The sequence below is a fragment of the Xanthomonas graminis pv. graminis genome, from assembly GCF_030168915.1.
Lineage (GTDB): Bacteria > Pseudomonadota > Gammaproteobacteria > Xanthomonadales > Xanthomonadaceae > Xanthomonas_A > Xanthomonas_A translucens.
Genome location: NZ_CP076255.1, coordinates 4335497 through 4357088 on the forward strand (window position 1 = coordinate 4335497; position 21592 = coordinate 4357088).

At 67.5% G+C, this 21592-nt stretch carries 18 protein-coding genes; 7 read left to right on the forward strand and 11 right to left on the reverse strand.

Features of this window, described 5'->3' with window-relative positions; all coding sequences use genetic code 11:
• Nucleotides 1-51 precede the first annotated feature (51 nt).
• Complete coding sequence (locus KHF85_RS18890; RefSeq protein ID WP_345782169.1) at nucleotides 52-924, reverse strand: DeoR family transcriptional regulator; 873 nt, start codon at nucleotides 922-924, stop codon at nucleotides 52-54.
• A 152-nt stretch (nucleotides 925-1076) separates the two neighbouring features.
• Between KHF85_RS18890 and KHF85_RS18895 the strand changes: the two genes are divergently transcribed.
• Nucleotides 1077-1550, forward strand: a complete 474-nt coding sequence (locus tag KHF85_RS18895; RefSeq protein ID WP_284567843.1) for a YehS family protein — start codon at nucleotides 1077-1079, stop codon at nucleotides 1548-1550.
• A gap of 377 nt (nucleotides 1551-1927) precedes the next feature.
• Here the strand turns inward: KHF85_RS18895 and KHF85_RS18900 are convergent, their stop codons facing one another.
• Complete coding sequence (locus KHF85_RS18900) at nucleotides 1928-2419, reverse strand: hypothetical protein (RefSeq protein WP_284567844.1); 492 nt, start codon at nucleotides 2417-2419, stop codon at nucleotides 1928-1930.
• Between the two features lie 524 nt (nucleotides 2420-2943).
• On the opposite strand from KHF85_RS18900, the gene KHF85_RS18905 reads away from it, so the two are divergent.
• Nucleotides 2944-3762 carry an HDOD domain-containing protein gene (locus KHF85_RS18905; protein ID WP_064539554.1) on the forward strand — a complete coding sequence of 273 codons (819 nt, stop codon included), beginning with the start codon at nucleotides 2944-2946 and terminating at the stop codon, nucleotides 3760-3762.
• A gap of 296 nt (nucleotides 3763-4058) precedes the next feature.
• On the opposite strand, the gene KHF85_RS18910 is transcribed toward KHF85_RS18905, so the two are convergent.
• The 3 genes from KHF85_RS18910 to KHF85_RS18920 form a co-directional block, all read right to left on the reverse strand.
• Entirely contained in the window at nucleotides 4059-5009 is a 951-nt protein-coding gene (locus KHF85_RS18910) for a TonB-dependent siderophore receptor (RefSeq protein ID WP_284567845.1), read from the reverse strand.
• Nucleotides 5006-5209, reverse strand: a complete 204-nt coding sequence (locus KHF85_RS18915; RefSeq protein WP_284567846.1) for a hypothetical protein — start codon at nucleotides 5207-5209, stop codon at nucleotides 5006-5008. The genes KHF85_RS18910 and KHF85_RS18915 overlap by 4 nt, the downstream gene beginning before the upstream one ends.
• A gap of 227 nt (nucleotides 5210-5436) precedes the next feature.
• Nucleotides 5437-5829: a ribonuclease domain-containing protein gene (locus KHF85_RS18920; RefSeq protein ID WP_064540731.1), complete on the reverse strand. Its 393-nt coding sequence runs from the start codon at nucleotides 5827-5829 to the stop codon at nucleotides 5437-5439.
• A 302-nt stretch (nucleotides 5830-6131) separates the two neighbouring features.
• On the opposite strand from KHF85_RS18920, the gene KHF85_RS18925 reads away from it, so the two are divergent.
• Nucleotides 6132-6965, forward strand: coding sequence for a lysophospholipid acyltransferase family protein (locus KHF85_RS18925; RefSeq protein WP_345782170.1), 834 nt, complete (start codon nucleotides 6132-6134; stop codon nucleotides 6963-6965).
• Between the two features lie 64 nt (nucleotides 6966-7029).
• On the opposite strand, the gene KHF85_RS18930 is transcribed toward KHF85_RS18925, so the two are convergent.
• Entirely contained in the window at nucleotides 7030-9375 is a 2346-nt protein-coding gene (locus KHF85_RS18930) for a S9 family peptidase (protein WP_284567848.1), read from the reverse strand.
• A 950-nt stretch (nucleotides 9376-10325) separates the two neighbouring features.
• Nucleotides 10326-12905, reverse strand: coding sequence for a type III secretion system effector XopK (gene xopK / locus KHF85_RS18935; RefSeq protein ID WP_284567849.1), 2580 nt, complete (start codon nucleotides 12903-12905; stop codon nucleotides 10326-10328).
• Nucleotides 12906-13822: 917 nt separating this feature from the next.
• On the opposite strand from xopK, the gene xopAA reads away from it, so the two are divergent.
• Both xopAA and KHF85_RS18945 read left to right on the forward strand, forming a co-directional pair.
• A complete protein-coding gene (gene xopAA / locus KHF85_RS18940; protein ID WP_284569603.1) occupies nucleotides 13823-15952 on the forward strand; it encodes a type III secretion system effector XopAA in 2130 nt (709 codons plus the stop codon).
• A 145-nt stretch (nucleotides 15953-16097) separates the two neighbouring features.
• On the forward strand, nucleotides 16098-16772 hold the full coding sequence (locus KHF85_RS18945; protein ID WP_284567850.1) for a hypothetical protein: 675 nt from the start codon (nucleotides 16098-16100) through the stop codon (nucleotides 16770-16772).
• A 159-nt stretch (nucleotides 16773-16931) separates the two neighbouring features.
• On the opposite strand, the gene KHF85_RS18950 is transcribed toward KHF85_RS18945, so the two are convergent.
• From KHF85_RS18950 to KHF85_RS18960, 3 genes are all read right to left on the reverse strand, one after another.
• Complete coding sequence (locus KHF85_RS18950; protein WP_284567851.1) at nucleotides 16932-17864, reverse strand: XVIPCD domain-containing protein; 933 nt, start codon at nucleotides 17862-17864, stop codon at nucleotides 16932-16934.
• 18 nt (nucleotides 17865-17882) lie between these two features.
• Complete coding sequence (locus KHF85_RS18955; protein ID WP_284567852.1) at nucleotides 17883-18317, reverse strand: DUF6393 family protein; 435 nt, start codon at nucleotides 18315-18317, stop codon at nucleotides 17883-17885.
• 155 nt (nucleotides 18318-18472) lie between these two features.
• Nucleotides 18473-19039 carry a CPBP family intramembrane glutamic endopeptidase gene (locus KHF85_RS18960; protein ID WP_284567853.1) on the reverse strand — a complete coding sequence of 189 codons (567 nt, stop codon included), beginning with the start codon at nucleotides 19037-19039 and terminating at the stop codon, nucleotides 18473-18475.
• Between the two features lie 207 nt (nucleotides 19040-19246).
• Between KHF85_RS18960 and KHF85_RS18965 the strand changes: the two genes are divergently transcribed.
• Both KHF85_RS18965 and KHF85_RS18970 read left to right on the forward strand, forming a co-directional pair.
• The gene (locus KHF85_RS18965; protein WP_009597007.1) at nucleotides 19247-20203 is read left to right on the forward strand and encodes an IS30 family transposase; all 957 of its coding nucleotides are present in this window, start codon (nucleotides 19247-19249) and stop codon (nucleotides 20201-20203) included.
• 213 nt (nucleotides 20204-20416) lie between these two features.
• Nucleotides 20417-21058 (forward strand): hypothetical protein, encoded by a 642-nt coding sequence (locus KHF85_RS18970; protein WP_284567854.1) that lies wholly within the window; start codon nucleotides 20417-20419, stop codon nucleotides 21056-21058.
• A 93-nt stretch (nucleotides 21059-21151) separates the two neighbouring features.
• Here KHF85_RS18970 and KHF85_RS18975 read toward each other — a convergent pair whose 3' ends face one another.
• On the reverse strand, nucleotides 21152-21400 hold the full coding sequence (locus KHF85_RS18975; RefSeq protein WP_284567855.1) for a hypothetical protein: 249 nt from the start codon (nucleotides 21398-21400) through the stop codon (nucleotides 21152-21154).
• Nucleotides 21401-21592 lie beyond the last annotated feature (192 nt).

Consider the following 21592-nt stretch of genomic DNA (forward strand, 5'->3'; position numbering starts at 1 on the left):
TTGATGCCCGCGGTGACCCGGCGTCCGCTGCACGCCGGCGGGCGGCGCGGCTCAGTCCAGATCGGCCTGGTCGCCGGCCACCGTTTCCGCCTCGGCCTCGCCTTCGGCAGCGTCCTCGGCGACGAACACGCGGGTCCCGGCCTCGTCCAGCACCACGGCCAGCTCCGGCGGCGGCGCGCGGTCGGTGAACCAGGCCTGGACCCGCGCGATCGGCCCGAGCCGGACCATCGCGTTGCGGCCGAGCTTGCTGTGGTCGGCGGCCAGGAACACCTGCCGCGAGTGCTCGATGATGGCCTGCGCCACCCGCACCTCGTGGAAATCGAAATCCAGCAAGGTGCCGTCCGGGTCGATGCCGGAAATGCCGATCACGCCGAAATCCACCTTGAACTGGCGGATCAGCTCGATCGTGGCCTCGCCGGTGACGCCCTGGTCGCGGCCGCGCACGCGGCCACCGGCGACCATCACCTCGAAGCTCGGATTGGCGCTCATCATCACCGCCACGTTGAGGTTGTTGGTGATTACCCGTAGCCCGCTATGCCCCATCAAGGCGCGCGCCACGTCCTCGTTGGTGGTGCCGATGTTGATGAACAGCGACGCGTCGTCGGGGATGTGCTGCGCCAGCAGCGTGGCGATGCGCCGCTTCTCCAGCGCCTGCAGCGACTTGCGCGCGGTGTAGGCCAGGTTCTCCACGCTCGACGGCAGGCTGACCCCGCCGTGGTAGCGGCGCAGCACGCCGGCCTCGCACAGCAGCGTCAGATCGCGGCGGATGGTCTGCGGGGTCACGTCGAAACGCGTGGCCAGCCCTTCCACTTCGGCATAGCCCTGTTGCCGCACCAGCGCGACCAGTTGCTCCTGGCGCGGATTGAGCGCAGGCACCGCGCTCGGTTTGGGGATGGTGTTGTCCATGCGCCGATGATGGCGCATGCGCGGGCCGATGCAAACGCCGGCAGCCGCGGCGATCGCGCACATCGCATCGACGCAGCCGCGTGGCGTTGCGCCACGCGCCTACCCGGCCATCGACCGCACGGCCTAGACTACGCACCCCGCCGGACGCCACCGGCAGCACCGGACCGGCCATGATCAACAACGACGTACTGCGCTCCATCCGCTACATGCTCGACCTCAGCGACCAGATGATCGTGGACACGGTGCACCTCGCCGATCCGGCCTTCCCGATCGACAGGAGCGAGGTACCGGCCTACCTGAAGAAGGAGGACGAGGACGGCTTCGTCGAATGCAGCGACCGGGTGTTGGCGCATTTCCTCGACGGGCTGGTGTTCCACTACCGCGGCCGCGACGACAACCTGCCGGCGCGCCCGGTGGAAACCCGGGTCAGCAACAACGTGGTGCTGAAGAAGCTGCGCGTGGCGTTCCAGCTGAAGGACGTGGACATGCACCAGATCTTCGCCGAGGCCGGCTTCCCGGTGTCCAAGCCGGAGCTGTCGGCGCTGTTCCGCCAGCCCGAGCACAAGAACTTCCGCCTGTGCGGCGACCAGTTGCTGCGCAACTTCCTCAAGGGGCTGACCCTGCGGCTGCGCGCGGCGGGGTGAGGCGGCGTGCGCGATGAGCACGCGGCGCCAGCGTGTTCCTGCAGGAGGGGCACGGGGTGGCCGTCTGGCCATCTGCCCCGCCGCAGAAGCCGTCCTCTTGCCGGGGCCTTGCGTCGCGGTTGAAACCGCTCCTACAGGAGCCGTAGTCAATGGCAGTGCGATGCTATCCGACGCGATCCGAAGCACTCAGGTTCTCTGCTTCGTTCGTCGCGACTGAAGCCGCTCCCACAGGGGGCGAGCCAGCGGTACGCACTGCAGAAAGGGCTCTGGGTGGCCTTGGGCCATCAGCCCCGGCGGCGGCAGACGCCCCGCGCTCCTGCTGCTGCATCGGTCGCGGTTGGAACCGCTTCTCCATGACGCGCGATAGACGCAGGCGCTCAGCGGATCCGGTAGACCCGCGCCTTCGGCAGGTCTTCGTCCACCTGCAGGAACCAGCGTCCGGCGATGCCGGGCACGACCTTGATCGCCGGCGAAGCCAGTGCGGTGCGCAGGGTCATGCTGCCCTTGAGCACCTTCCACTGCTGGCCGTTGTCCAGCACGAACACGGTGCCCGGCGCCCAGCCGGCGACCTCGCCCTGCACGCGGGCGCTGATCGGGCCGTCGTCCAGGCCGATCAGCATGCCCGGCTCGGCCTGGGGGTCGCCCACTGCGGCGCCCGCGACCGCGGCGGGCCGCGCCGGCGCCTGTGCCGCCTGGCGCGTCTCGGCGTCGCGCAGCAGGCGATTGAGCGTGGCCAGCTGGGCCGGGGTCAGTCCGACCTCGCGCAACTGCGCGGCACTCAAGCGGCGCTCGATCTCCACATACCCCGACTGCGCCAGCGCCACCGGTGCCGCCAGGACGCATGCCAGCACCAGCACTAAGTATTTCATCGTTCGATCCTGTCGCCTTGGCGGAGAAGAAAGGCTGCGCGGTCGCTAGGACCGGCTCCCCAGTTAGGCAAGTTTGGGTCAATCCGGTGACGGCGGGATGACATGCGCCAGACGCGAGCCGCCACGGCGTGGACACACCGGGTCGGCGGTGCCTGTCGGGCGAAGCGGCGCTGGCGCGGGCATCGTCCGCCGCCGCGCCGGCGGACGCCGCAGCGGTCTGCAGCGGCTCGGCCTGCTCGCCCGCTTGCTCGCACCGCCACGCATTGGCCTGTTCGCGCTGTCGCTGCGGTGTCTTCGCCAACCGGCCTGCAGAGCGCGGCGCCTGCGCGCATACGCAAGCGAATGTTGTCTCGCAGCGCCGGCACGGCGCCGCAGAGGTCAGGCAAGCTGTACCAAACCGCACATCCAGGCGTGCACGCCGCTTGCCGCGATTCGGTCTACGATGCGCGAGGTTCGCCCCCATGGCGGGCGCCGCCCACTCCCTGCGCTGGCGGTGTCCCTTCCCGTTCCGTTTTGAGGTCCCCATGAAACTAGAGGTGCTGTTCGACCAGTTGCACACCCTGCCGACCATTCCCAAGGTGGCGCAGGAGCTGATCCTGCAATTCGACAATCCCACCACCAGCCTGGACAGCGTGGCGCGCAGCATCGAGCGCGACCCGGTGATCGCGGCCAAGGTGCTGCGCCTGGCCAACTCGACGCGGTTTCGCGGCGCACGCGATTCGACCAGCGTCGAGGACGCGGCGCTGCGCCTGGGCTTCAACACCTTGCGCACCCTGGTGCTGGCCTCGTCGATGACCGACGCGTTCCATGCGCCGGCGCATTTCGACCTGCGCGCGTTCTGGCTGCACAGCTTCGAGGTCGCCGGCATCTGCCGGTTGCTGGCCCGGCAGAAGGGCCTGGATCCGGAAACCGCGTTCACCTGCGGGATGATGCACAACATCGGCGAGCTGCTGATCCAGACCGGCGCGCCGGACTATGCGGCGCAGCTGCATCCGGGCGCGTCCTCCAGCGGCCGCGCCGCCGACGAGACCGTGCAACTGGGCTTCGGCTACCCGGAAGTGGGCGCCGAACTGGCGCGGCGCTGGCAGCTGCCGCAGGTGATCCAGACCGCGATCGCCTTCCAGGCACGCCCGCTGCAGGCGCCGGACGGCCAGCCGATGCCGCGCGTGGTGGCGCAGGCGTCGCTGGTCGCCGATGCGCTGGAGCGCCATGGCGGCGCCACCCCGGAAGCGCGGCAGGCGGTCGGCGGCCCGCTGCTGGACGACGTGGACCTGGACGCGCTGTTCGCCGCGCTGCCGGACGTGATCGAGGCCGACCGCGCCTTCACCGAGATGCTGCGCTAAGCGCTCCCACCCGCACCTTCGGCAACGCAGGCGATCGGCCCCACTGTAGGAGCGGCTTCAGCCGCGACAGGTTCTCCCCGTAGACTCGGTCGCGGCTGAAGCCGCTCCTACATGGCCTGCGGATCGCCTGCTGAGTGCACTGTAGGAGCTTCAGCCGCAACAACTTCCGAAACCGGAAGGCCTGCCACTGCGCTTGTCGCGGCTGAAGACAGTTGCTCCTACATGTTTTGATGGCGCGCGCGCTCCTGGCGCGCGCCTGCGCCCCGGTCATGCCGCCCGGCCACTGCTCCAGGTTGTCACGCGCGCTGTGCGTCACCGCGCGCGCCCGCGCCATCACGCACGCAATGCAGGCACGTCGCCGGCGCGCTCCCGCATTCACGCAACCGCTGCTGCCGCGGCATGCCGCGCCGCGCCGACGGCGCAGCGCGGGGCCGCTCAGAACCGGAGCGGAAGCTCAGCGTCGCATTGCGTCCGGCGGCGTAGTACAGGTTGCTGTATTCGTCGAGCACGAAATACTTGCGGTCCAGCAGGTTGTTGGCGTTGAGCTGCAGCGCCGCCTGCGCATTGAACGCGTAGCGCGCCATCGCGCCGAGCAGGGTCACCGAGGCCTGGTCCACGCGCTGCGGGCCGTTGGGGCCATCCACCGCGGCATCGCTGGCGAACTGCCCGTTGACGCCGCCGCCCACGCTGAGCCGGTTCCAGGGGCCGGGCAGCCGGTAGGTCCTGAACACGCGCACCAAGGTGCGCGGTCGCGCGGTGCGCAGGTCGGCGCCGTCCGGGCCTTCCAGTTCGAAATGCGACCAGCCGAACGACGCGCTCCAGTCTTCGCTCAGCTCGCCCGACACCTCCAATTCGACGCCGCGCGAGCGCGTGCCGTCCACCGCCACGTAGGCCTGGGTCAGGCCGTCGGGCAGGGTCTTGCCGACGTCGGCCTCGGCCACGTGGTCCTGGCGGGTGTCGAACAGCACCAGCGCGGTGTTGAGGCGACCGTCGAGATGGCGGCCCTTGAGGCCGATCTCGCGGCTGCTGCCGAGTACCGGATCGAGGAAGCTGCCATCGCGGCGGCGGTTTTCCTGCGGGTCGAAGATCTCGGGATAGCCGACGAACGCCGAATACACCGGGGTAATCGCGTAGCTCAGCCCGGCGTAGGGCACGGTCTTGCGGTGGTCGTGGCGGAACACGCCGCCGTACAGGTCGTCGGTGTCGTTCTTCCAGCGGCTGTAGCGGGCGCCGACGACCAGCGTCAACAGCTCGGCCAGCGACAGGCGCGTCGCCGCCGCGGTCTGTTCGGCCGTGTACGCGCGCGCTCGGCCTTGACGTTGATCGCATCGAGCGTGGTCGGATCGGGGGCGGCGTCAGGCTGTGCCGCGGCCGACAGCGCAATGCACAAGCCTGCCGACAGCGCGCTCAAACGCACGGCGGCGGCGCGAAGATGGAAAGCGGACATGGAAAACCCACCGGATGCAGTGAGACACAGGCAGGCGGCCTGTGCGGATTCTCACGACTGGGGCTGGCGCTGGAACACGGCTTGCGCGTCGTCAAGTCGGCAACGTCTACCCGAGCGCCGCCGCCGCGACGAGTGCGCCGCGCGCGCTGCACGCCCTGCCTGCGACCCACCGACGACGCCACAGGCGCAGCGTGCCCGCCCGTAGCGGACACGCTGCACGCGAGCGCTCAGGGAATCGCGCAGAAGCTGAGGTAGTGGTCGGCGGAGTAGTAGCGCTTGTCGATGACCGACTTCTTGGCGCCGTCGGTGACCAGGTACACCAACCGATAGGTGCCGGCCGCGCCACCGGGATCGCGCCGCGCCTTGCCCTCGTAGTAGGTCTGGCCGCGGCCGGCCTGGGGCAGGCGCCGCTCGCCGTTGCCGAAGACCTGCACATCGACGGCGCCGGCACCGCAGGCGACGATCGGATTGGGCATGGTGATGCAAGCGGACACATCGCGCATGGCTTCGCGCACATAGGTGGGCAGTGCGCCGCAGCCCGGCGGGGCTTTCTGCGCCTGCGCCTGCGCGGCCGACAGGACGAGGACGGCAAGCAGCGCGACTCTGATCGAGGGATACATGGATGACTCCTTGAGGATGGATGGAGGGATTGCCGCCGATGCGCACCGCGCACAGGCCGCGTCTGGGACTATGCGAAGCAACCTCTGCGTTGCCCATCCGGCAATACCTGATCTATCGCTGCCGCCGCCGCATGCGCGGATGGCGCCAGGCACCGTTGCAGGTGCGGGCATCCCGCCGCGGCCTTGCCCGCAGATGCCGGACGCGGCAGCGTCGGCTACCATCGGCGGCGCCGGCGGCATCCCCTCGCCGGCGCCCGTTGCGCTGCGCACACGACCGCCCCCCCGCCGCCCCTTCGTCATCCATGAACCACGCCGCCTCGTCCCGCCTCGCAGCGGGCACTGTTCTCGCCACCCTGCGCGTGAGCGCCAAGCTCGCCGCCTTGGTCCTGATCAGCGTGCCGTTGCTGCCGCTGCAATGGCTGCTGATGCGCTGCACCCGCGGCCGCGGCGCCTTCGTGCTGCCGCGGCTGTGGTTCGCCTGCCTGCGTACGCTGATGGGCATCCGCGTCGAGCGCGTCGGCGTGCCGCGCAGCGGCGGCGGCACCCTGTTCGTCGGCAACCACCTCTCGCATTTCGACATCGTGGTGCTGGGCAGCCTGCTGCGCGCGCGCTTCATCGCCAAGAACGACATGGAGCGCTGGCCGGGGATGCGCCGCCTCGGCGCACTGGCGCAAACCCTGTTCATCAGCCGCCGGCGGATCGACGCGGCCAACGTGGCAGCGGCCGTCGCCGCGCAGATCCGCCCCGACCACGACGTGGTGCTGTTCGCCGAAGGCACCACCTCCTCCGGCGAGCGCGTCGCTGCGTTCAAGTCGAGCCTGTTCTCGCTGTTCCTGGGCGGCGCCGGCAACGCCCGGCCATGGACGCTGCAACCGTTCACCCTGCAGCTGCTGTCCGTCGATGGCCGGCCCCTGGCGCAGGGCGGCGAGCGCGACGCCTACGCGTTCTACGGCACGATGCAGGCCGGTGCCCACGTCCTGCGCTTTCTGGGCATGTCCGGCGCCGTGGTGCGGGTGACCTTCCACGCGCCGATCGCCCTCGACCACGGCGCCGACCGCAAGGTCATGGCGCAGCGGCTGCACGCGATCGTGGCATCGGCGCTGCCTGCACCCCGCAGCGACGGCCCACCGGCCTAGGCCACCGCGCGGCCGGGCCGGCGCGCGCGGCGCTGCCGCGCAGGGCGCGCGCCGCGCCGGCGGATCAATGCTTCGGCAGCGGCTGCATCCGGTAGTTGTCCGGCGGCGTCGCGCCGAGCAGGTATTGCACGAAGTAGTCCCAGCGGCGGCGGGTCACGTAGGGAGTGTCGGCCTCGCCATAGGCATGCTTGGCGTTGGGCAGCACCAGCATGTCGAAGGTCTTGTTGGCCTTGATCAGCGCGTCGGCCATCAACAGCGATTCGTAGGGCGGGACGTTGTCGTCCAGGCTGCCGTGCACCAGCATCAGCCGGCCCTTGAGGTTGGCGGCGAGCAGCGGATTGGCCTGGTTGTCGTAGCTGCCCTTGCCCTCCTTGTCCACGCTGAGCCGGCCCTGGTACTTCTCGCCCCAGTCGTCCTCGTAGTTGCGGTTGTCGTGGTTGCCGCTCTCCGACCAGGCCACCTTGAAGAAGTCCGGGTAGCGCAGCATCGCGTCGGTGGAGGCGTTGCCGCCGCCGGAGTGGCCCCAGATGCCCACGCGCTGCAGGTCGATCCACGGGTAGCGCTGCCCCAGCTCCTTCAACCCGGCCACCTGGTCGGGCAAGGTGTTGTCGCCCATGTCGGCGTACCAGGTGTCGTGGAAGGCCTTGGAGCGCCACGGCGTGCCCATGCCGTCGATGGCCACGACGATGAAGCCCAGTTCGGCCAGCGCCTGGTTGTCGCCATGGCTGGGCAGGAAACTGCGCCCGCGCACCGAGCCGGTCTGCGGGCCGGGATAGAGGTAGTCGATGATCGGGTATTTTTTGGCCGGGTCGAACTGCGAAGGCTTGAACATCACCCCGTACAGCACGGTCTTGCCGTCGCGCGCACGCACCGTGATCGGCACCGGCGGGACCCAGCCGGCGGCCTGCAGGCGGCCGATATCGGCCTTGGCCACGGTGGCGAGGGTGCGACCGTCGCCGGCCTGGCGCAGCAGCGTCACCGGCGGCTGGGTGGTGGTGGAGTAGCTGTCGACGAAGCGCTGGCCGTCCGGCGACAGGGCGGTGCTGTGGTCGGCCGGCTCCGGCGTCAGCAGCTGCGGCGCGCCGCCGTCCAGGCTCACCTTCCACAGCTGCTGGTCGTACGGATCCAGCCCGCGGCTGCGGCCGACCGCGCGGAACCAGGCGGTGCGGGTCTGGGCATCGATCTTCAGCAATTCGGTGACGTTGCCCTCGCCGGTGGTGATGGCGCGCTTGGGCTTGCCGGTGGCCAGGTCGTACAGGTACAGCTGGCCCCAGTTGCTGCGTTCGGAAAACCACACCGCTTCGTTGCGCGCCGGCAGATAGGCCCAGTTCGCCGCGACCTGGCCGCTTTCGTAATAGGTCTTGGCGGTTTCGCGGAACGCGGTGCGGACCGCGCCGGTGGCCGCGTCGGCGATGCGGAACCAGGCGTCCTTGTGGTAGCGCGAGGTGGAGACGAACGCCAGGGTCTTGCTGTCCGGCGCCCACTTCACATCGTCCCAGCCGCCGTCCTCGCCGCAGCTGACGTCGTCGCACAGGGTCGAGCGGTGCTGGTCCGGCGGCATCTGCAGCCGCACCACCTTGCGCGTGGGCACGTCCACGATCACCCGTTCGATCATGGTCACCTCCTTGTCGCCGGGCATCGGGTACTTCCACTGCAGCAGCTCCGGATGCCCGACCTTGCTCCTGACCAGGTACATGTCGCCGCTCTTGCGCTGGTCCTGCTGGAACGTGGCGATCCTGCGCGCGTCCGGGGACCATTCCAGGATCGCCTTGTCGCTATGTTTCCAGCCGGCGTTGTCGGTGGCGTAGCCGAAGTCCTGCACGCCATCGGTGGTGAGCTGGGTTTCCTTGCCGGAGGCCAGGTCGCGCAACCACAGGTTCCAGTCGCGGACGAACGCCTCGGTCTTCTTGTCCGGCGACAAGACGCCCGGCTCGGGCTTGTCCTTGGCGTAGACCTTGCTGCAATGCGCGTCGGCGTCGCAGAACACCTGGATGTCGCGCACGCTGAAACGGTAACGGCCATCGGCGGCCAGGCGCAGCGACTTGATCGGCAGGTCGGCCGCGGCCAGCGGCCGCTCGCTGAGCGCCAGCAAGCTGTTGAGCGCCGCGGCCAGCGCAGTCTGGTCGAACAGCGGCGCGCGCTGGCCGCTGACCGCGTCCATCCGCATGAAGTGGTCGCCGTTGGCATCGTGGTCGACATAGGCGAAATGGGTGGCGTCGAGCCAGTCCACGCGCTCGACCGCATGGTCCAACAGCGGTTGCGTCAGGTGGCCGAGCGCGCGCTCGGCCCGCGCATAGTCGGCGGTGGTGACGGCCGGCGCCTGCGCGGCGGCGGCGGCGGCGGCGGCCGGCAGGAGCATGGCAAGCAGGACGGCGCCGAGCGAGCGTGGGGCAAGAAACGGGGAAGGCATGGTGTGGGGGTTCCGGAGCGGACAGGTGCAGGCGAGGGAGAAGCGATCCTTGCGCCTCATCCGCCGATGCTACGCCCGGCCCAGCCGGCGCTCCACTGCCGGAAGTCGTAGGGGCGCACTCCCGCTGCCCGTGGCGGTCCGGGTCGTGGCCGCTGCGCGGCACTCACTGCGTTGTGATTGGCAGGCAACCGCGACCGGCGCGGCGTCTTCCGACCCGCACAGGACACCGGCGCACTTGCTTGCCTGCTATGCCGCGCGCCCGGGGACACCGGCGGCGTCCGCGCAGGTCCATCCCAACCGTTCCGTTCATGGAGAACGTACATGAAAAGCGCAAGGGCAGTCTCGTCGTTCCGGTCCCCGCACGCCGTGACCATCGCGGTGCCGGTCGGCGTCGGCAACGACATCGAAACACTGAACAAGGCGACCTGGGAAATCCTCGGTCGGTTCGGCTGCGCAGGTTGGCTGGATGCACTGTAGGACGGACTTCAGTCCCGGCACCCGCCACAGCAGGTGCGGTTCCGGACTCCGTTCGTCGCGGCTGAAGCCGCTCCTACAGGAAGCTTGAGGCAGGTTGGCTGGGTGCACTGTGGGAGGGACTGCAGTCCCGACGCGTTTCGCTCACGGCACCTCCATCGCTGCGGCACCCCCCTGCAGCCGGAAACCGGCGTGCAGTACGAAGTCGGCGCGAAGTCCTCCTTCTGCAACGGGCGGCTGCTCGCGACGGGCGCGCTGTTCCGCTGCAGCGGCAGAACGTGGCGGCCTCCGATCGCGACAACCCCAGCGCGCTCGCCGCCATCGGCCGACAGCGCTCGGAAGGCGTGGACCTCTCCGCCCGGCTCGGCATGCACCGCTGGGACGTGCAGACCGGCTACGCCTACAATCGCCGCCCCCGACCCGGGCAATGCCCGCCCTCGATCGCAGCGGGCACTGCGCCTGCACGCGTCAGCGGCTCAGGCGGCGGGCGCGGGCGGCGCTGCAGCGCCAGCCGCCGCGTTTTCGCGGATGCGGGCCGCCTGCATTTCGATGGACAGCAAGGTGCCACGCAAATCGGTCGTGTGCTGCCGGGCCTGCTTCATGCAGAAATGCGCAAAGCCCGCGGCACCCGGCTGCGGCGCGATTTCGTTCGCGGTCAGCGCGCCGACCAGACGCTGTTGCAGCCCCGGCAACCTGTTTTCCGCACGCGCACGCTGTATTGCATCCGGACTTGCCTGCTCTGTCTCCGCCATGCCCAGCTCTTCGAGCATCAGGTTCACGGTACGCAGTTGGAATTCGTCGCGCTCCTGCGCTTCACGCAATTGCGTCGCCAGGCGCGTTTGCGCCTGCTGCGCGGGCGTGCGTTCGCGCTGTGCGTCACCAGCCGGATCGGTGCCGGCATCCGGCGGCGGCAGCGTCACCCGCGCGCTCAGTTTGGTTTGAAGGTACTTCTTCTGTAACTCCAGGCAACATTGCATGTAGGCGATCTGCGGCTTGACCGAGTCCGGGGTTTGCAACCACTGCGCCAGTGCGGTTTCGGTCAAGGTGTCGGCGTGCTTGGCATAGCTGCGCGCGGCCTTCTCGCCGGCCTGGCGGTGCTTGCCGCTCAACACGGCGCGCCCGTAGGTCGCACCCGCAAAAAGCGCGGCCTTGGCCCGTTGCCTGAGCGAGGCCTTGTGCGCCGGCTGAGCGAATGCGGTATGCGCGTCGGTGGAACGCGGCACCGCACGGTACCGCTGCTTCCGATCGTCGGCACAGCGCTGCAGCAACGTTTCCCGCGCTTTTTCCTGGCCGTCGGCACAGGCATGCAACGCGCTGCGCAGTTCGAATCCATGCTGCGGCACGGCCGGCATGGCCTCGGCCGCAGGCGGCGCATCGGCCACAGCAACCAATGCCTGATCCGCCCCGGCCGCGTGCGCGGTTGCCGTGGATGCGTCGATGGAAGCGGACACCGTGCGGTACTGTTTGCGTGCGTCGCCGGTGCTGCCCTCCACTCCCGTCTCCGCTGCCTTGCCCCGATCGGGATCACCGGCGGGCAGTGCACTGCGCAGCGTGGCGGGATCTTGCGTGACTGCCGCCGCGGTCTCTGCGGCAGGCAGCAGATCGGCCACGGCCAGCAATGCCCGGTCCGCACCCGGCGTGTCCACTGTCTCGTAATTGCGATAGCGTTTCTGCCTGCCATGCGCCAGCAGGAATTGATGTGCGCCGACCCCCATCGTGGCCGCGCCCAGCAGGCCGGCGCCGACGATCAATCCGGTGCCCACCGGCCCGGTCACGGCGACGCCGCCGAACAACACCGCAGCGCTGAGCCCGGTTTTGGCGAGCGTGCTGGCGGTGTAGGTGGCGCCGCCGGCCACAAACCCCTTGTTCCAGGCGTTGAAGCTGCCGGCAAAGCCGCTGCGCTGCTCCAGCTTGGCGCTCAAGAAGTGCTGGTAGCGTTGCGCGTCGGGGCTGAGGTCGCTGGGTTCCAGTTGTTGCAGAAAGCGTTCGACACGCGCCACATCCGCAACGACGCGCGTTTTCTCCTTGCGCGACTGATGCAGGAACGCGCCGCCCAGCCCGGCGGCCGCAACGCTGGCCAACGGCGCGAGCACGAAGGTGCTGGAAATACTGGCCGCGGAAGCCGCGCCTGCGGCCACCGCGCTGTGGCCGATCAAGCCAGTGGTCGTCGTGCTCTTGGCGCCGATCGCCAGCCCGCCCTGAAATGCGAGCCCCTCCGTCGCCTTCGCGCAGATCACGCTGGCCGACGCCATGGAGGTCAGCGCAATGTGGCCATCGCGGTTGTTGCGTTCTTGGTGATAGGCGACCGTTTGGATCGCATCGTTCAGGGCATGGATCTGGGGGCCTGCCGCACTGGCAAGCGTGCCGCTCGCCAGTGCCGGTTGCAGCAAGGCCCGCTCCGATTGCAGCTGCTGGCTGCGCTGTCGCAACGCGCTGCGCTGTTCGGAGACCTCGCGTGTTTCCTTGTAGGCGGCGTAGATCGCCAGGCCCGACAGCGGCAGCATCGCACCGCTGATGCTCAAATTCAGCGCCAGCTCGAAGGTGCCATCCGGTGCGCCGTGTTCGGCCAGCGTGTGCAGGATGCCCTCGTGCGTCTGCGCTTCGATCGGGGGTGGCTCCTGGTGGAGCCCGGCATCGGCAGCGGGCCGAGCATGGTCGTGTGCCGGCGCTGGTGCGTGGTCGGCGTGCGCGTGTTCGTGAGGGACGGGCTGCTCGGTTTTCGGGTGAGGCTCGGACTCGCCTGACACGGGCACGTCGTCGATCAGCTCGGCCGTATTGTCGGCCGTGCCGTGCAAGGGATCGGCAAGATATTTGGCGACCACGAAGACGTCGTAGGCCGCCTCAGCCTCCTGGACGTCGGCGACGATGTCCTCCCCGCATTGCCACCTGGACGCATGGCCGGCGTCCAGCCGCGCCGGCGCTGGTTTCTTCTTCTTCAGCGCCGCAAGCCCAAACGGCCAGCCATCGGCGACTTGCGCGCCTTTCGGTGCGACGGGCGTGTCCCGGAGCGCGGGAGCGAGCTGCACGGCAGACCTATTTTTTTGCTGTATACGCATACCAGAAACCCAACATGTTGCGACGCAACAATGCTGCCGCTCCCGGCACCGGGTACGCCATCGGTCTGCGAATGTCCCGGTTCCGAAGCGAAATGACGCGCCTGCGTTCGGGGTGAGGATTCATTCCATGTAAATCAATTTCAAGACCGCGGCCGAATATCCTGAATAACCGGATAAATTTTCAGAAATTTATCGACTTTACAGCGATCACGCGCGTCGACCGACAGATTATGGTATGGATCAAGCCAAAATCCGATAAAGAACAGATACCTCACGAAAGGCTGGGCCTGACGCCAGCCGCAGCCTTCTCCGATGGCGGATCAAGCGAAGAAAGCGGCAAGTGCAACTTGCAAGTACAACGCCTTGCCGTGTGTAGTCGGCCGCAATGGGAACGCAGGACAGTCTCTAGGCGCAGAGGGAGCACTCCGTGCGTCAGATCGAGCGCGGCCGAGGAACCCGCCTTCGATTGGTCGCCGACTGAGGCGCAGCGCGTCGGCGCTGAGCGATGTCCGAAGGACGTGGGGACACAACTGGTCCCCAGGCATTGGAAAGGCGACCTGGTCAAGGGCACGCTCAACCGGCTTGAGGTCGATCGCCCGTGCGTATCCGCAGCGGCGCTTTCGGATCGGCGGCGAGCACTTCGCGATCGTCTACGCTCGGTGTGCCGACGCTGTGGAGACTTGCGCCCTTCGCCATCCCGGACTGTCTGGCCCACGACGCTGGCCAGTGCCGCCATGCCGACGGCCTCTGCCGCGGCCCGGGCGCCGGCGATGTCCCGGGCCTGTCTCGTACGCGCGCCGCACTACGTCCGCGGCGCCGGTGCGGCGGACGCCGGCTTCGTGCTGAACCATCGCCGGACACGGGACGCCGGTTCGCGCGCAAGCGCGCTCGACGCCTTCCTCCTCAAGGACTCCACCATGAAAATCAAAACTGCAAGCCCTCACTCTTCCGCGCATCCGCACGACCCGGTTCCCGGCGACGGATCGTCATCCGGCGACCGCGGCATCGAGATCGAAGCGGGACCCGGCAGCGGCACCCGGTCGCCCACGGACGCCACGCGAGCGCTCGCGCGCCCGAGACAGGCTTCGAACGCCACGACGCACCTCGCAGACCTGTTGCCGATCTCTGCCCGGCGGCCGTCATCGCCCGAAGTCGCGCCGACCATCGTGCACATCGGGGACGACGAAGACGTGCGGGACTTGCCCCCGCAAGCGGCTGGTTCCGGGGCGCAGCCGCCGCGCCTGCCCAATCCCGGCGATACGAAGGACGTCGAGAGCGGGCTGCTCTTGCGCGATTGCGCGTCGCGGGTCGCCGCCTTCCTGGACAACCTGTCGATCGTCCAGGAAGTCCAGCAGTTCGATGACGTCGAGTTCGTGGACAAGCTGCGCAACGAACTGGTCACCGAGCCCGGATGCCCCGAGCCGAAGACGCTGCTGGCCGCCATGAGCGAGAAGGTCGATGAACTGCGATCACACCTGGACAAGCAAGCGGCGACGCCGGAGGAGGCCAAGTTCCTGGCCGAGGCCCGGCGCTACCTTGAGCCGGTCATGGCCAGCTTCGAGACCGACATCGACACCTTGCAGCACGACGCGAGCGCCGCGAAGCGGATGTTCCAGGGCGCGCTGACGCTGCTGCTCTACCCCTTGCCGCTGGCCACGCTGTTCACGCAGAAGACGGGGACCTACGCTGCGTTCAACATCGCCTCCTACGCCTACACAGCGATACAGCTGATCTCGCTCATGCGACGCCCGACGACGGACGCGAAGCTGTTCAGGAAGCACGCCATCAACCGGCACAGCCTGGTCTTCTTCATCTCGCTGATCTATGCCATCCCCACCTTCTACGCCAAGGCCGAGCCGCTGCAGCGCAACGCCGGCTTCGTCGCCGGCGCGGCGGTGACGCAAGGTACGATGATGTTCGGCCTGCGGCTGGGGCAGGACCTGATGGACTCCACGCGGCTGCGCTTCAACAGCGCCTTCAACCGCAGGCACGATCTTCCCGGCGGCTTCAAGCAAGCCATCGAGGGGATCGTGGGCGACCTGCGCGCGGGTCTGGGCAAGGTCAACGACTTCGTGGGCGAGTTCCAGCAGGACCGGCGGATCACGCCGCATATGGACCGGCAGCTCACCTTCTTCAAGCAGGACATGTCCAGAATCGTGACCGGCCTTGAGCGGCTCGTGGCGACCGGGACGGGGCAGGAGCGCCCGGTCGCCGCAAGCCATGGCTCGGGCCCCCTGGATGCGGTGCACCGGGCCCTGGACGCCTCGTTCGCGAACAACCCCGAACTGAAGGGAAAGCTCGCGCTGGCGACTGTCGCCTTCGCCGTCCTCGGGTCGAACATCGCCCTGATGCGCAACGACGGGCTGGCCCTGCCTGACTTCATCGCCGATGCGGTCGTCTCGTCGACGTTCCTGCTCTGTGAAGCGCTGAGCCCGCACGTTTCGCTCACCGGGATGAACGACAGCGTGAGCGACACGGTCGGCGGCATGACGATCGGCCTGCCCTTCTCCGCAGCCGCGCTGATGAACGGCTACATGGACGACCCCAAGGGCAACCCCTCGGGCTTCATCGCCGGGACCGTCGGCTACACGGCGGCCTACATGCTCTTCGGCCGGGTGGCCGGCGACGTCCTGTCCAAGGGCCTCATGGCCACGGGCGGAGCGCTCGGCTGGGGCCAACGGCAAGCGATCCGCCTCGGCCGGAGCGCGATGGCCCTGGGCTTCGAGCTGGCCGCCGGCCGCCGCTCGCCGGCTGCAGCGGATGTGCAGGCCGTCGCCGAGGCCGAGGCCGAGATGGCGGATGTGCCGCGCGAGCCGCTGTACTTCAGCCCCTCACAGCGGGCGTCCGCCGAACGCGCCCTGGTCGACACGCTCGCGCAGATCGGCGAGGAGTGGCACGACGCGCGCGACGCATGGGAAGGCGGATCCGAGGGAACCGCGGTTGGGGACGACCGCTGGTCCGACGCACCGACGGAGCTGCCCGTGCAGCTGGCGCCTCAATCGGAACACGCGGCCCTGCAGGCGCATGGCGGCGGGCGGGATGCCTGAGCGGGGTTGCAAGCCCAAATCCGCTTTTTTCTGACGGCCAGGGTGCGACCAGCTTTCGCTCCTTGGTCGCAAAAGCCGCCCCGAGCTGCCGGGGCCGCTTTTGCTGGTCGGTGTGCAGGTAGACGGACGTGGCCGACAGCCAAGCGTGACGCAGTTTGTCGCGCACAGCGGTCAGGTCCGCACCGCACTCGCGCGCGCGGGTCGCGTGCGTGTGCCGCATGAAGCCGGGCAGTACCAGGTACCGGTCCAATGCGGAGCGGGCGATCGGCGGCAACACCACGCTGCCCGCCTTGCTGCCCTTGCCGACCAGGTGCAGCCGCCCGCCATCAGCGAACGCATCGTGCGCTCCACCATGCGCGACGGTTTCGCCGAGCTGGACGCCTTCAAGGCCCGGCATGCCGAGACAGCGTGGCTCAAGGCCATCCAGCCCGGCTCGTACACCGGCCTGTTTCTGAAATTCTCGAGCGCCGAACTCCAGGCCAACGGCGCCGCCCTCGCGCAGGGCCTGAGCTTCGACGACGAACCGCGCCCCGTGATCGAAGCGATCACGCCGCGCCAACTGTGGCTGCTTGCAGGCAGCGACCGCCAGGCGCCGAACGCCGCCACCCAGGCCATTCTTCGGCAACTCCAGCAACGCCGGTCGGACCTCGCCGTGGTGGTGTTCCCGAACGCCGACCATGGCCTGATCGAGTCCATCAAGACCGCCGACGGCGTGGCGAAGACCTATGCCGCGCACCTGTTCGACGTGACCGCGCACTGGATCGACGACCGCCAACGCCCGGCGCCAGGGAAGTTCATCGTCATGCCGGTGGCGGACTGAGCGGCCCGGAACGATTGCATGACAGGGAATCTCTGCACATCGCGATCTCGCTGCACATCGCGAGATCTTTGCCGACCGGACGAACCCAGTCTCGTCACCTCGAATTGGCCACAACGCCATCGCTGCACAAGGCGCACAGGATTGCTGCCAATGCCGCCATCACCGCATGCGCAACGATCCATGGCTGGGCTGATCGATGTCGCGCGCGGCCTCTTGTGCAGGCGGCTGCCTCTGTTGCGGATTGACGGCTTCGAGCTTCTGGAGATTCTCTGCCAAGGGCTGCTTGATCGCCTCGTTCCTGTCGACGTGAGCGCGCAGCACATCCGCATCGTTGCCGGGGTTCTTCCAGGTCGCGAACACATTGCCGTTGGTCGGGCTGGGCCTCACGTCCTGGATCTCGGGCAAGGGCGGCGTGCTTAGCCTGGCCTGGACCGCCAGCGCGCCCGCGATGCGTTCCTTGTCCTGCTGGTTGGTATAGACGCCCGCCTCCGGACCGAGCTTGTCGAGCCCGGCCAGGGCCTGCTTGAACAGCGGATCGTCGCGAAGCTGCGCCTCGCGTTGCGCATCGAGGGGTGCCCCGGCGGCGCTGAACGTGCGCCCCGACGTGCCCAGGCCCGGCACCGTCGGCACGACCGATTCGTCGAGCTGGCGCCCCGATGCCGGCGCCCAGTGGCCGAGGAAACCATCCTTCTTCGGCTCGGGCAGGCCCACATCGCGAAGCACGCTGTCGGCCAGCGTGTTGGAATTCTGCACCTGGGGATCGTAGGGATACCTGTCGTCCTTGGCCTGGGCGTTGGCGACCATCCGCTCCCACGTCCTGGACAGGTCCGCTCCCTGTGCGATGCCTTCGCGATATTGCGCTTGTCCGGTGGTGTTCGGATTCTCCGGATGATCGGGATTGGTGCGGTCGTAGGGAAGGTTCGTCTCGACCTGCATCCTTCCGTAGGGCAAGCCGGGCTGCTCGTCGCCGGTCCAGCCGCTGATCGTGCGCTGATTGCCGTCCCTGTCGGTATAGAGCAGGAACTTGTGGTGGTACTCCTTGCCCAGCGCCGATCCGATGTTGCGATATCCGACCTCGATCCTCTCGTCCATGGGATGCTCCGATCGTCCCTATTGGTTTTTGATGTGGACGGCGTCGACCTTGGTCACCTTGCCATCGGCATCCAGGAAGAACGTCATCACGATCGAGCGCGCATCCGGATCCAGCATGGCCTGCCCCTTGTTGTCCCTGACCACGATCTTGTCGGGGGTGTTCTCCACGATCCTGGACGTCGGGGATTTCCCGAACGTCTCCAGCACCGTCGATTTCTCGGCCCTCGGCGGAATGTATTTGGCGACGATGTCGCTGACATCGATCTGCTCGAACCGCACCGGCTTCCGGGATGCGTAGATTTCTTCCAGCATGGGGCCAACTCCTGAGGTCATGACATCGTTCTGGGTCGTGCTGCTGTTCGTGCCCGCATTGGCGCAGGACGCCAGCGGTAGCATCGCGGCTGCGGCCAGCGCCAGCAACGCAGCGGATCTGTTCAGCATGACGCGTGGCATGGCGATCTCCGGTTGCCGCCGATCCAACATGGGTATGCCCGGCGAGCATAGAGCCGAATGCTTGAATGTCCGTAGACTAATTCGCCTGACGCACGATCAGAACCGATGCTTCGACGCGGGCACGCAGCGCCATGTCTTTCACTCAATCAGACAAGCTATGCGTAGACCATCAGCGCCAGCAGATCCATCAGCCCGTGCGCGATGATGGCAGGCCAGAGCCGGCCGGTCCGCACGAACCACCAGCCGAGTACCAGCCCCACGATGACCAGTGAAATCGCGCCGATGGGTCCTTGGTACAGGTGATACGAGGCGCGGATCGCCACGCTCACGTTCACCGCGAATGCGGGACTGTGGTTTGGCTGTAAGGCGCGGATCACGTAGGCGCAGACGAACATCTCCTCGAAGATGGGATTGATCAGCGAGACCGCCACCACCGCGGCCAGCGACAGCTTCCCGGCGACCATGGCATCCATGGAAGGATTCACTTCCTCGGCCATGTACGTGCCCAGCCACTGCACGGGATAGCACGCCAAGATGCACGCGACCAGCAAGCCGATCGCGGGCCGGATGTCGCGCCCCTGCCACCGCAGCCCCAAGGTGCGCGGCGTCCATCCACGGAACCACAGCACCGGGAAGAGCAATGCCAGGACCAGCAGCTCGTAGAAGACCATGCCCCACAAACTCGCTGCGGAAAACGACGCCTCGGCGGTGGGCGCCGGCACGGCAGAGAGACTCCAGTAGATGGGAAGCCCGAATGCGGTCGCGACAACGACCAACAACTCGCCCCATCCCGCGGATGATCTTTCGCGTCCTTGCATTGATGCTCCTTTGTTTTCCTCGGCGGCTTCAACTCCGATTCGCAACACCAACGGTTGTGAAGTGGCCCGGCGACCTGACTTGAGCGACTTCACCGCCAAGTGGAGTTGCCCATGTCATCCAGCCGCCTGGACCAGGCCGAACGATACCGTTTGCATGCGTTATATGAAACCGGGATGTCGATGCGGGCCATCGCCGATGCGTTGGAGCGCGCGCCCAGCACGATCAGCCGCGAACTGCGCCGCAATCAGCACGCTCGGCACTATCTGCCAGATCACGCACAGCGCATCAGCGAGCATCGGCGCACGCAGGCCAGCCGGCGTCCACGCATCGACGCTGAGCGCATCGCACAGATCGAGGTCCTGCTGAGCGAGGACTTCAGCCCGGAACAGATTGCCGGTCGCACCGGCCTGGCCAGTCACGAATGGATCTATCGGCACATCTACGCTGACCACAAGCGCGGTGGCCAGTTGTTCACGCATCTACGCAAGCGCCGCCGCAAGCGCCGTCGGCGGGGCGTGCGCGATGGCCGCGGACAGCTGACACATCGGCGCAGCTGGACACAGCGCCCCAGCGTGGTGGAGCAGCGAAGCCGCATCGGCGACTGGGAGCTGGATACCCTCCGGGCCTCACACGGAAAGGCCGTGGTGGTCAGCATGACCGAACGCCGCAGTCGCCTGCATCTGCTGGCTTACTCGCCTGACGGCACCGCCGAGAACGTGCGCAACGCCATCGTCCAGCGCCTGGGCGGCCTAGGCCACACGGTGCACACCCTCACCGCCGACAACGGCAAGGAATTCGCCGATCATCGGCTCATTGCCGCCTGCTTGCAGAGCGACTTCTATTTTGCAGATCCGTACTGCGCATGGCAGCGAGGCAGCAACGAAAATGCCAACGGATTGACGCGCCAGTACTTGCCACGACACATCGATTTCAGCACCATCACCGATGCGCACCTGCGATGGATCGAACAGCGACTCTACAATCGTCCGCGCAAGATACTCGGATTCAAAACGCCCCTCGAAGTCTTCTCCGAGGAGGTCCTCAACAGCGTTGCGAATCGGAGTTGAATCCGCCCTCTGATCCCAGGTGGCTGACATGACATGACGGCCCTGAACGCTTCTTCGTACAGAATACCCAGCCAATCGATGAAAAAAAGGGGCATACCCGAGTAGAATTTCTCCTCCCACCCTTAAATTCCACTGCCCGCTCCAACTCCTACATTTCGGCCGGCCCCGTCGCCGCCGAACCATCAGTCGATCCATTTTCAAGGAAGATGTTCCATGCCCATTTATCGCCCCTGTAAAGCCGCGTTGCTCGTACTCGGCGTGTCGTTGGGCGCTGCATCTGCCCATGCACAAACGCCAACCGCGATCGATGCGATGCGCCAGTACCCGGCCTATCGCCATGCCGTGGAATCGGTGATGCAGCAGTACGAATCCTCGCTGCGCGCCAAGTGCGCCAGCATCCAGCCCGATTGGAACAAGGCGACCGCACGTGTGGCCCTGGAGCCGACGCTGGACGACCAGGGCCGGATCGTCAAGGCCATCTGGGTGGATACCGTACCCGGTACGGCCTGCGGCCAGCAGCGTCGCTACAATGCCATTACTATCTTCAATGACGGCGAGCCGAACGTGTTGCCGCTGTTTCCCGGCGAATCGGAGTCCAATCCGCTGCTGCAAAAAGACACCGTTCCTTATGTGGCCAGCGCCCTGACCGCCCAGGGTCTCTTGCCCAAGGACTGCCGTATCGATGTGCTGGAAACCCAGTTGCCGGACGGCCATCCCCCGAAGAACGCGCCATGGGACGAACGATGGCGCGCCGATGCCTGCGGCAAGCAGTATTGGGCGAAGGTGCGCTACATACCGGATGCGAACGGCACCACCATCAACGTCAGCCCCAAAGACGTTACGCCGTTGAAATAGATGGAGCTGATACGGGCGGCAGCGCCACCAAGGGCGGCGACGCGCGTCGCCGCCCGGGTGGACGCCCACCGCCCGGCTCAAGTTGCGACACCATCATTGCAGCGGCCTGGGCGAAGGCGTCCGACTCCTTGCGAATGTCTGGTAGATCGATGCCGCGCGCTCATCCGCAGCAACGCGTTCGGCCGCGCTCAGAGCCTGCAATGCCATGCCTGCCGGTGCCTTTCCATCCTCCAGCAGGTAGGCCAGCCGCAGATTGGCAGCACTGTCGACCGCGTTCTTTTCCTTCGTCTCGGCGCCACAGACGTCGGGCAGCCCGTAATACGCATACAGATTTCCCGACATCGCCGCATTCCGAAAAATGCCCAGGCCGTCGAAGAAGCGCGCCCCCCTGGATCGCGGCCTTCTTACCATAGATCACTGCCGCGGTTTTGTTGCCGGCTGCGCCTCCGCTTTCAGCTGCGCCGGGCGCCAGCATGGCTAAGAGACTATAGTGGGAGTCCCAACGCAATCATGACGAAGACAAGCGCCGCCCCA

Excerpts from the sequence above, each read along its gene's own strand:
- KHF85_RS18890 (WP_345782169.1), bottom strand. The coding sequence starts at position 924 with ATGCGCCATCATCGGCGCATGGACAACACCATCCCCAAACCGAGCGCG.
- KHF85_RS18895 (WP_284567843.1), top strand. The coding sequence starts at position 1,077 with ATGATCAACAACGACGTACTGCGCTCCATCCGCTACATGCTCGACCTC.
- KHF85_RS18900 (WP_284567844.1), bottom strand. The coding sequence starts at position 2,419 with ATGAAATACTTAGTGCTGGTGCTGGCATGCGTCCTGGCGGCACCGGTG.
- KHF85_RS18905 (WP_064539554.1), top strand. The coding sequence starts at position 2,944 with ATGAAACTAGAGGTGCTGTTCGACCAGTTGCACACCCTGCCGACCATT.
- KHF85_RS18915 (WP_284567846.1), bottom strand. The coding sequence starts at position 5,209 with ATGTCCGCTTTCCATCTTCGCGCCGCCGCCGTGCGTTTGAGCGCGCTG.
- KHF85_RS18920 (WP_064540731.1), bottom strand. The coding sequence starts at position 5,829 with ATGTATCCCTCGATCAGAGTCGCGCTGCTTGCCGTCCTCGTCCTGTCG.
- KHF85_RS18925 (WP_345782170.1), top strand. The coding sequence starts at position 6,132 with ATGAACCACGCCGCCTCGTCCCGCCTCGCAGCGGGCACTGTTCTCGCC.
- KHF85_RS18930 (WP_284567848.1), bottom strand. The coding sequence starts at position 9,375 with ATGCCTTCCCCGTTTCTTGCCCCACGCTCGCTCGGCGCCGTCCTGCTT.
- xopK (WP_284567849.1), bottom strand. The coding sequence starts at position 12,905 with ATGCGTATACAGCAAAAAAATAGGTCTGCCGTGCAGCTCGCTCCCGCG.
- xopAA (WP_284569603.1), top strand. The coding sequence starts at position 13,823 with ATGAAAATCAAAACTGCAAGCCCTCACTCTTCCGCGCATCCGCACGAC.
- KHF85_RS18950 (WP_284567851.1), bottom strand. The coding sequence starts at position 17,864 with ATGGACGAGAGGATCGAGGTCGGATATCGCAACATCGGATCGGCGCTG.
- KHF85_RS18955 (WP_284567852.1), bottom strand. The coding sequence starts at position 18,317 with ATGCCACGCGTCATGCTGAACAGATCCGCTGCGTTGCTGGCGCTGGCC.
- KHF85_RS18965 (WP_009597007.1), top strand. The coding sequence starts at position 19,247 with ATGTCATCCAGCCGCCTGGACCAGGCCGAACGATACCGTTTGCATGCG.
- KHF85_RS18970 (WP_284567854.1), top strand. The coding sequence starts at position 20,417 with ATGCCCATTTATCGCCCCTGTAAAGCCGCGTTGCTCGTACTCGGCGTG.
- KHF85_RS18975 (WP_284567855.1), bottom strand. The coding sequence starts at position 21,400 with ATGTCGGGAAATCTGTATGCGTATTACGGGCTGCCCGACGTCTGTGGC.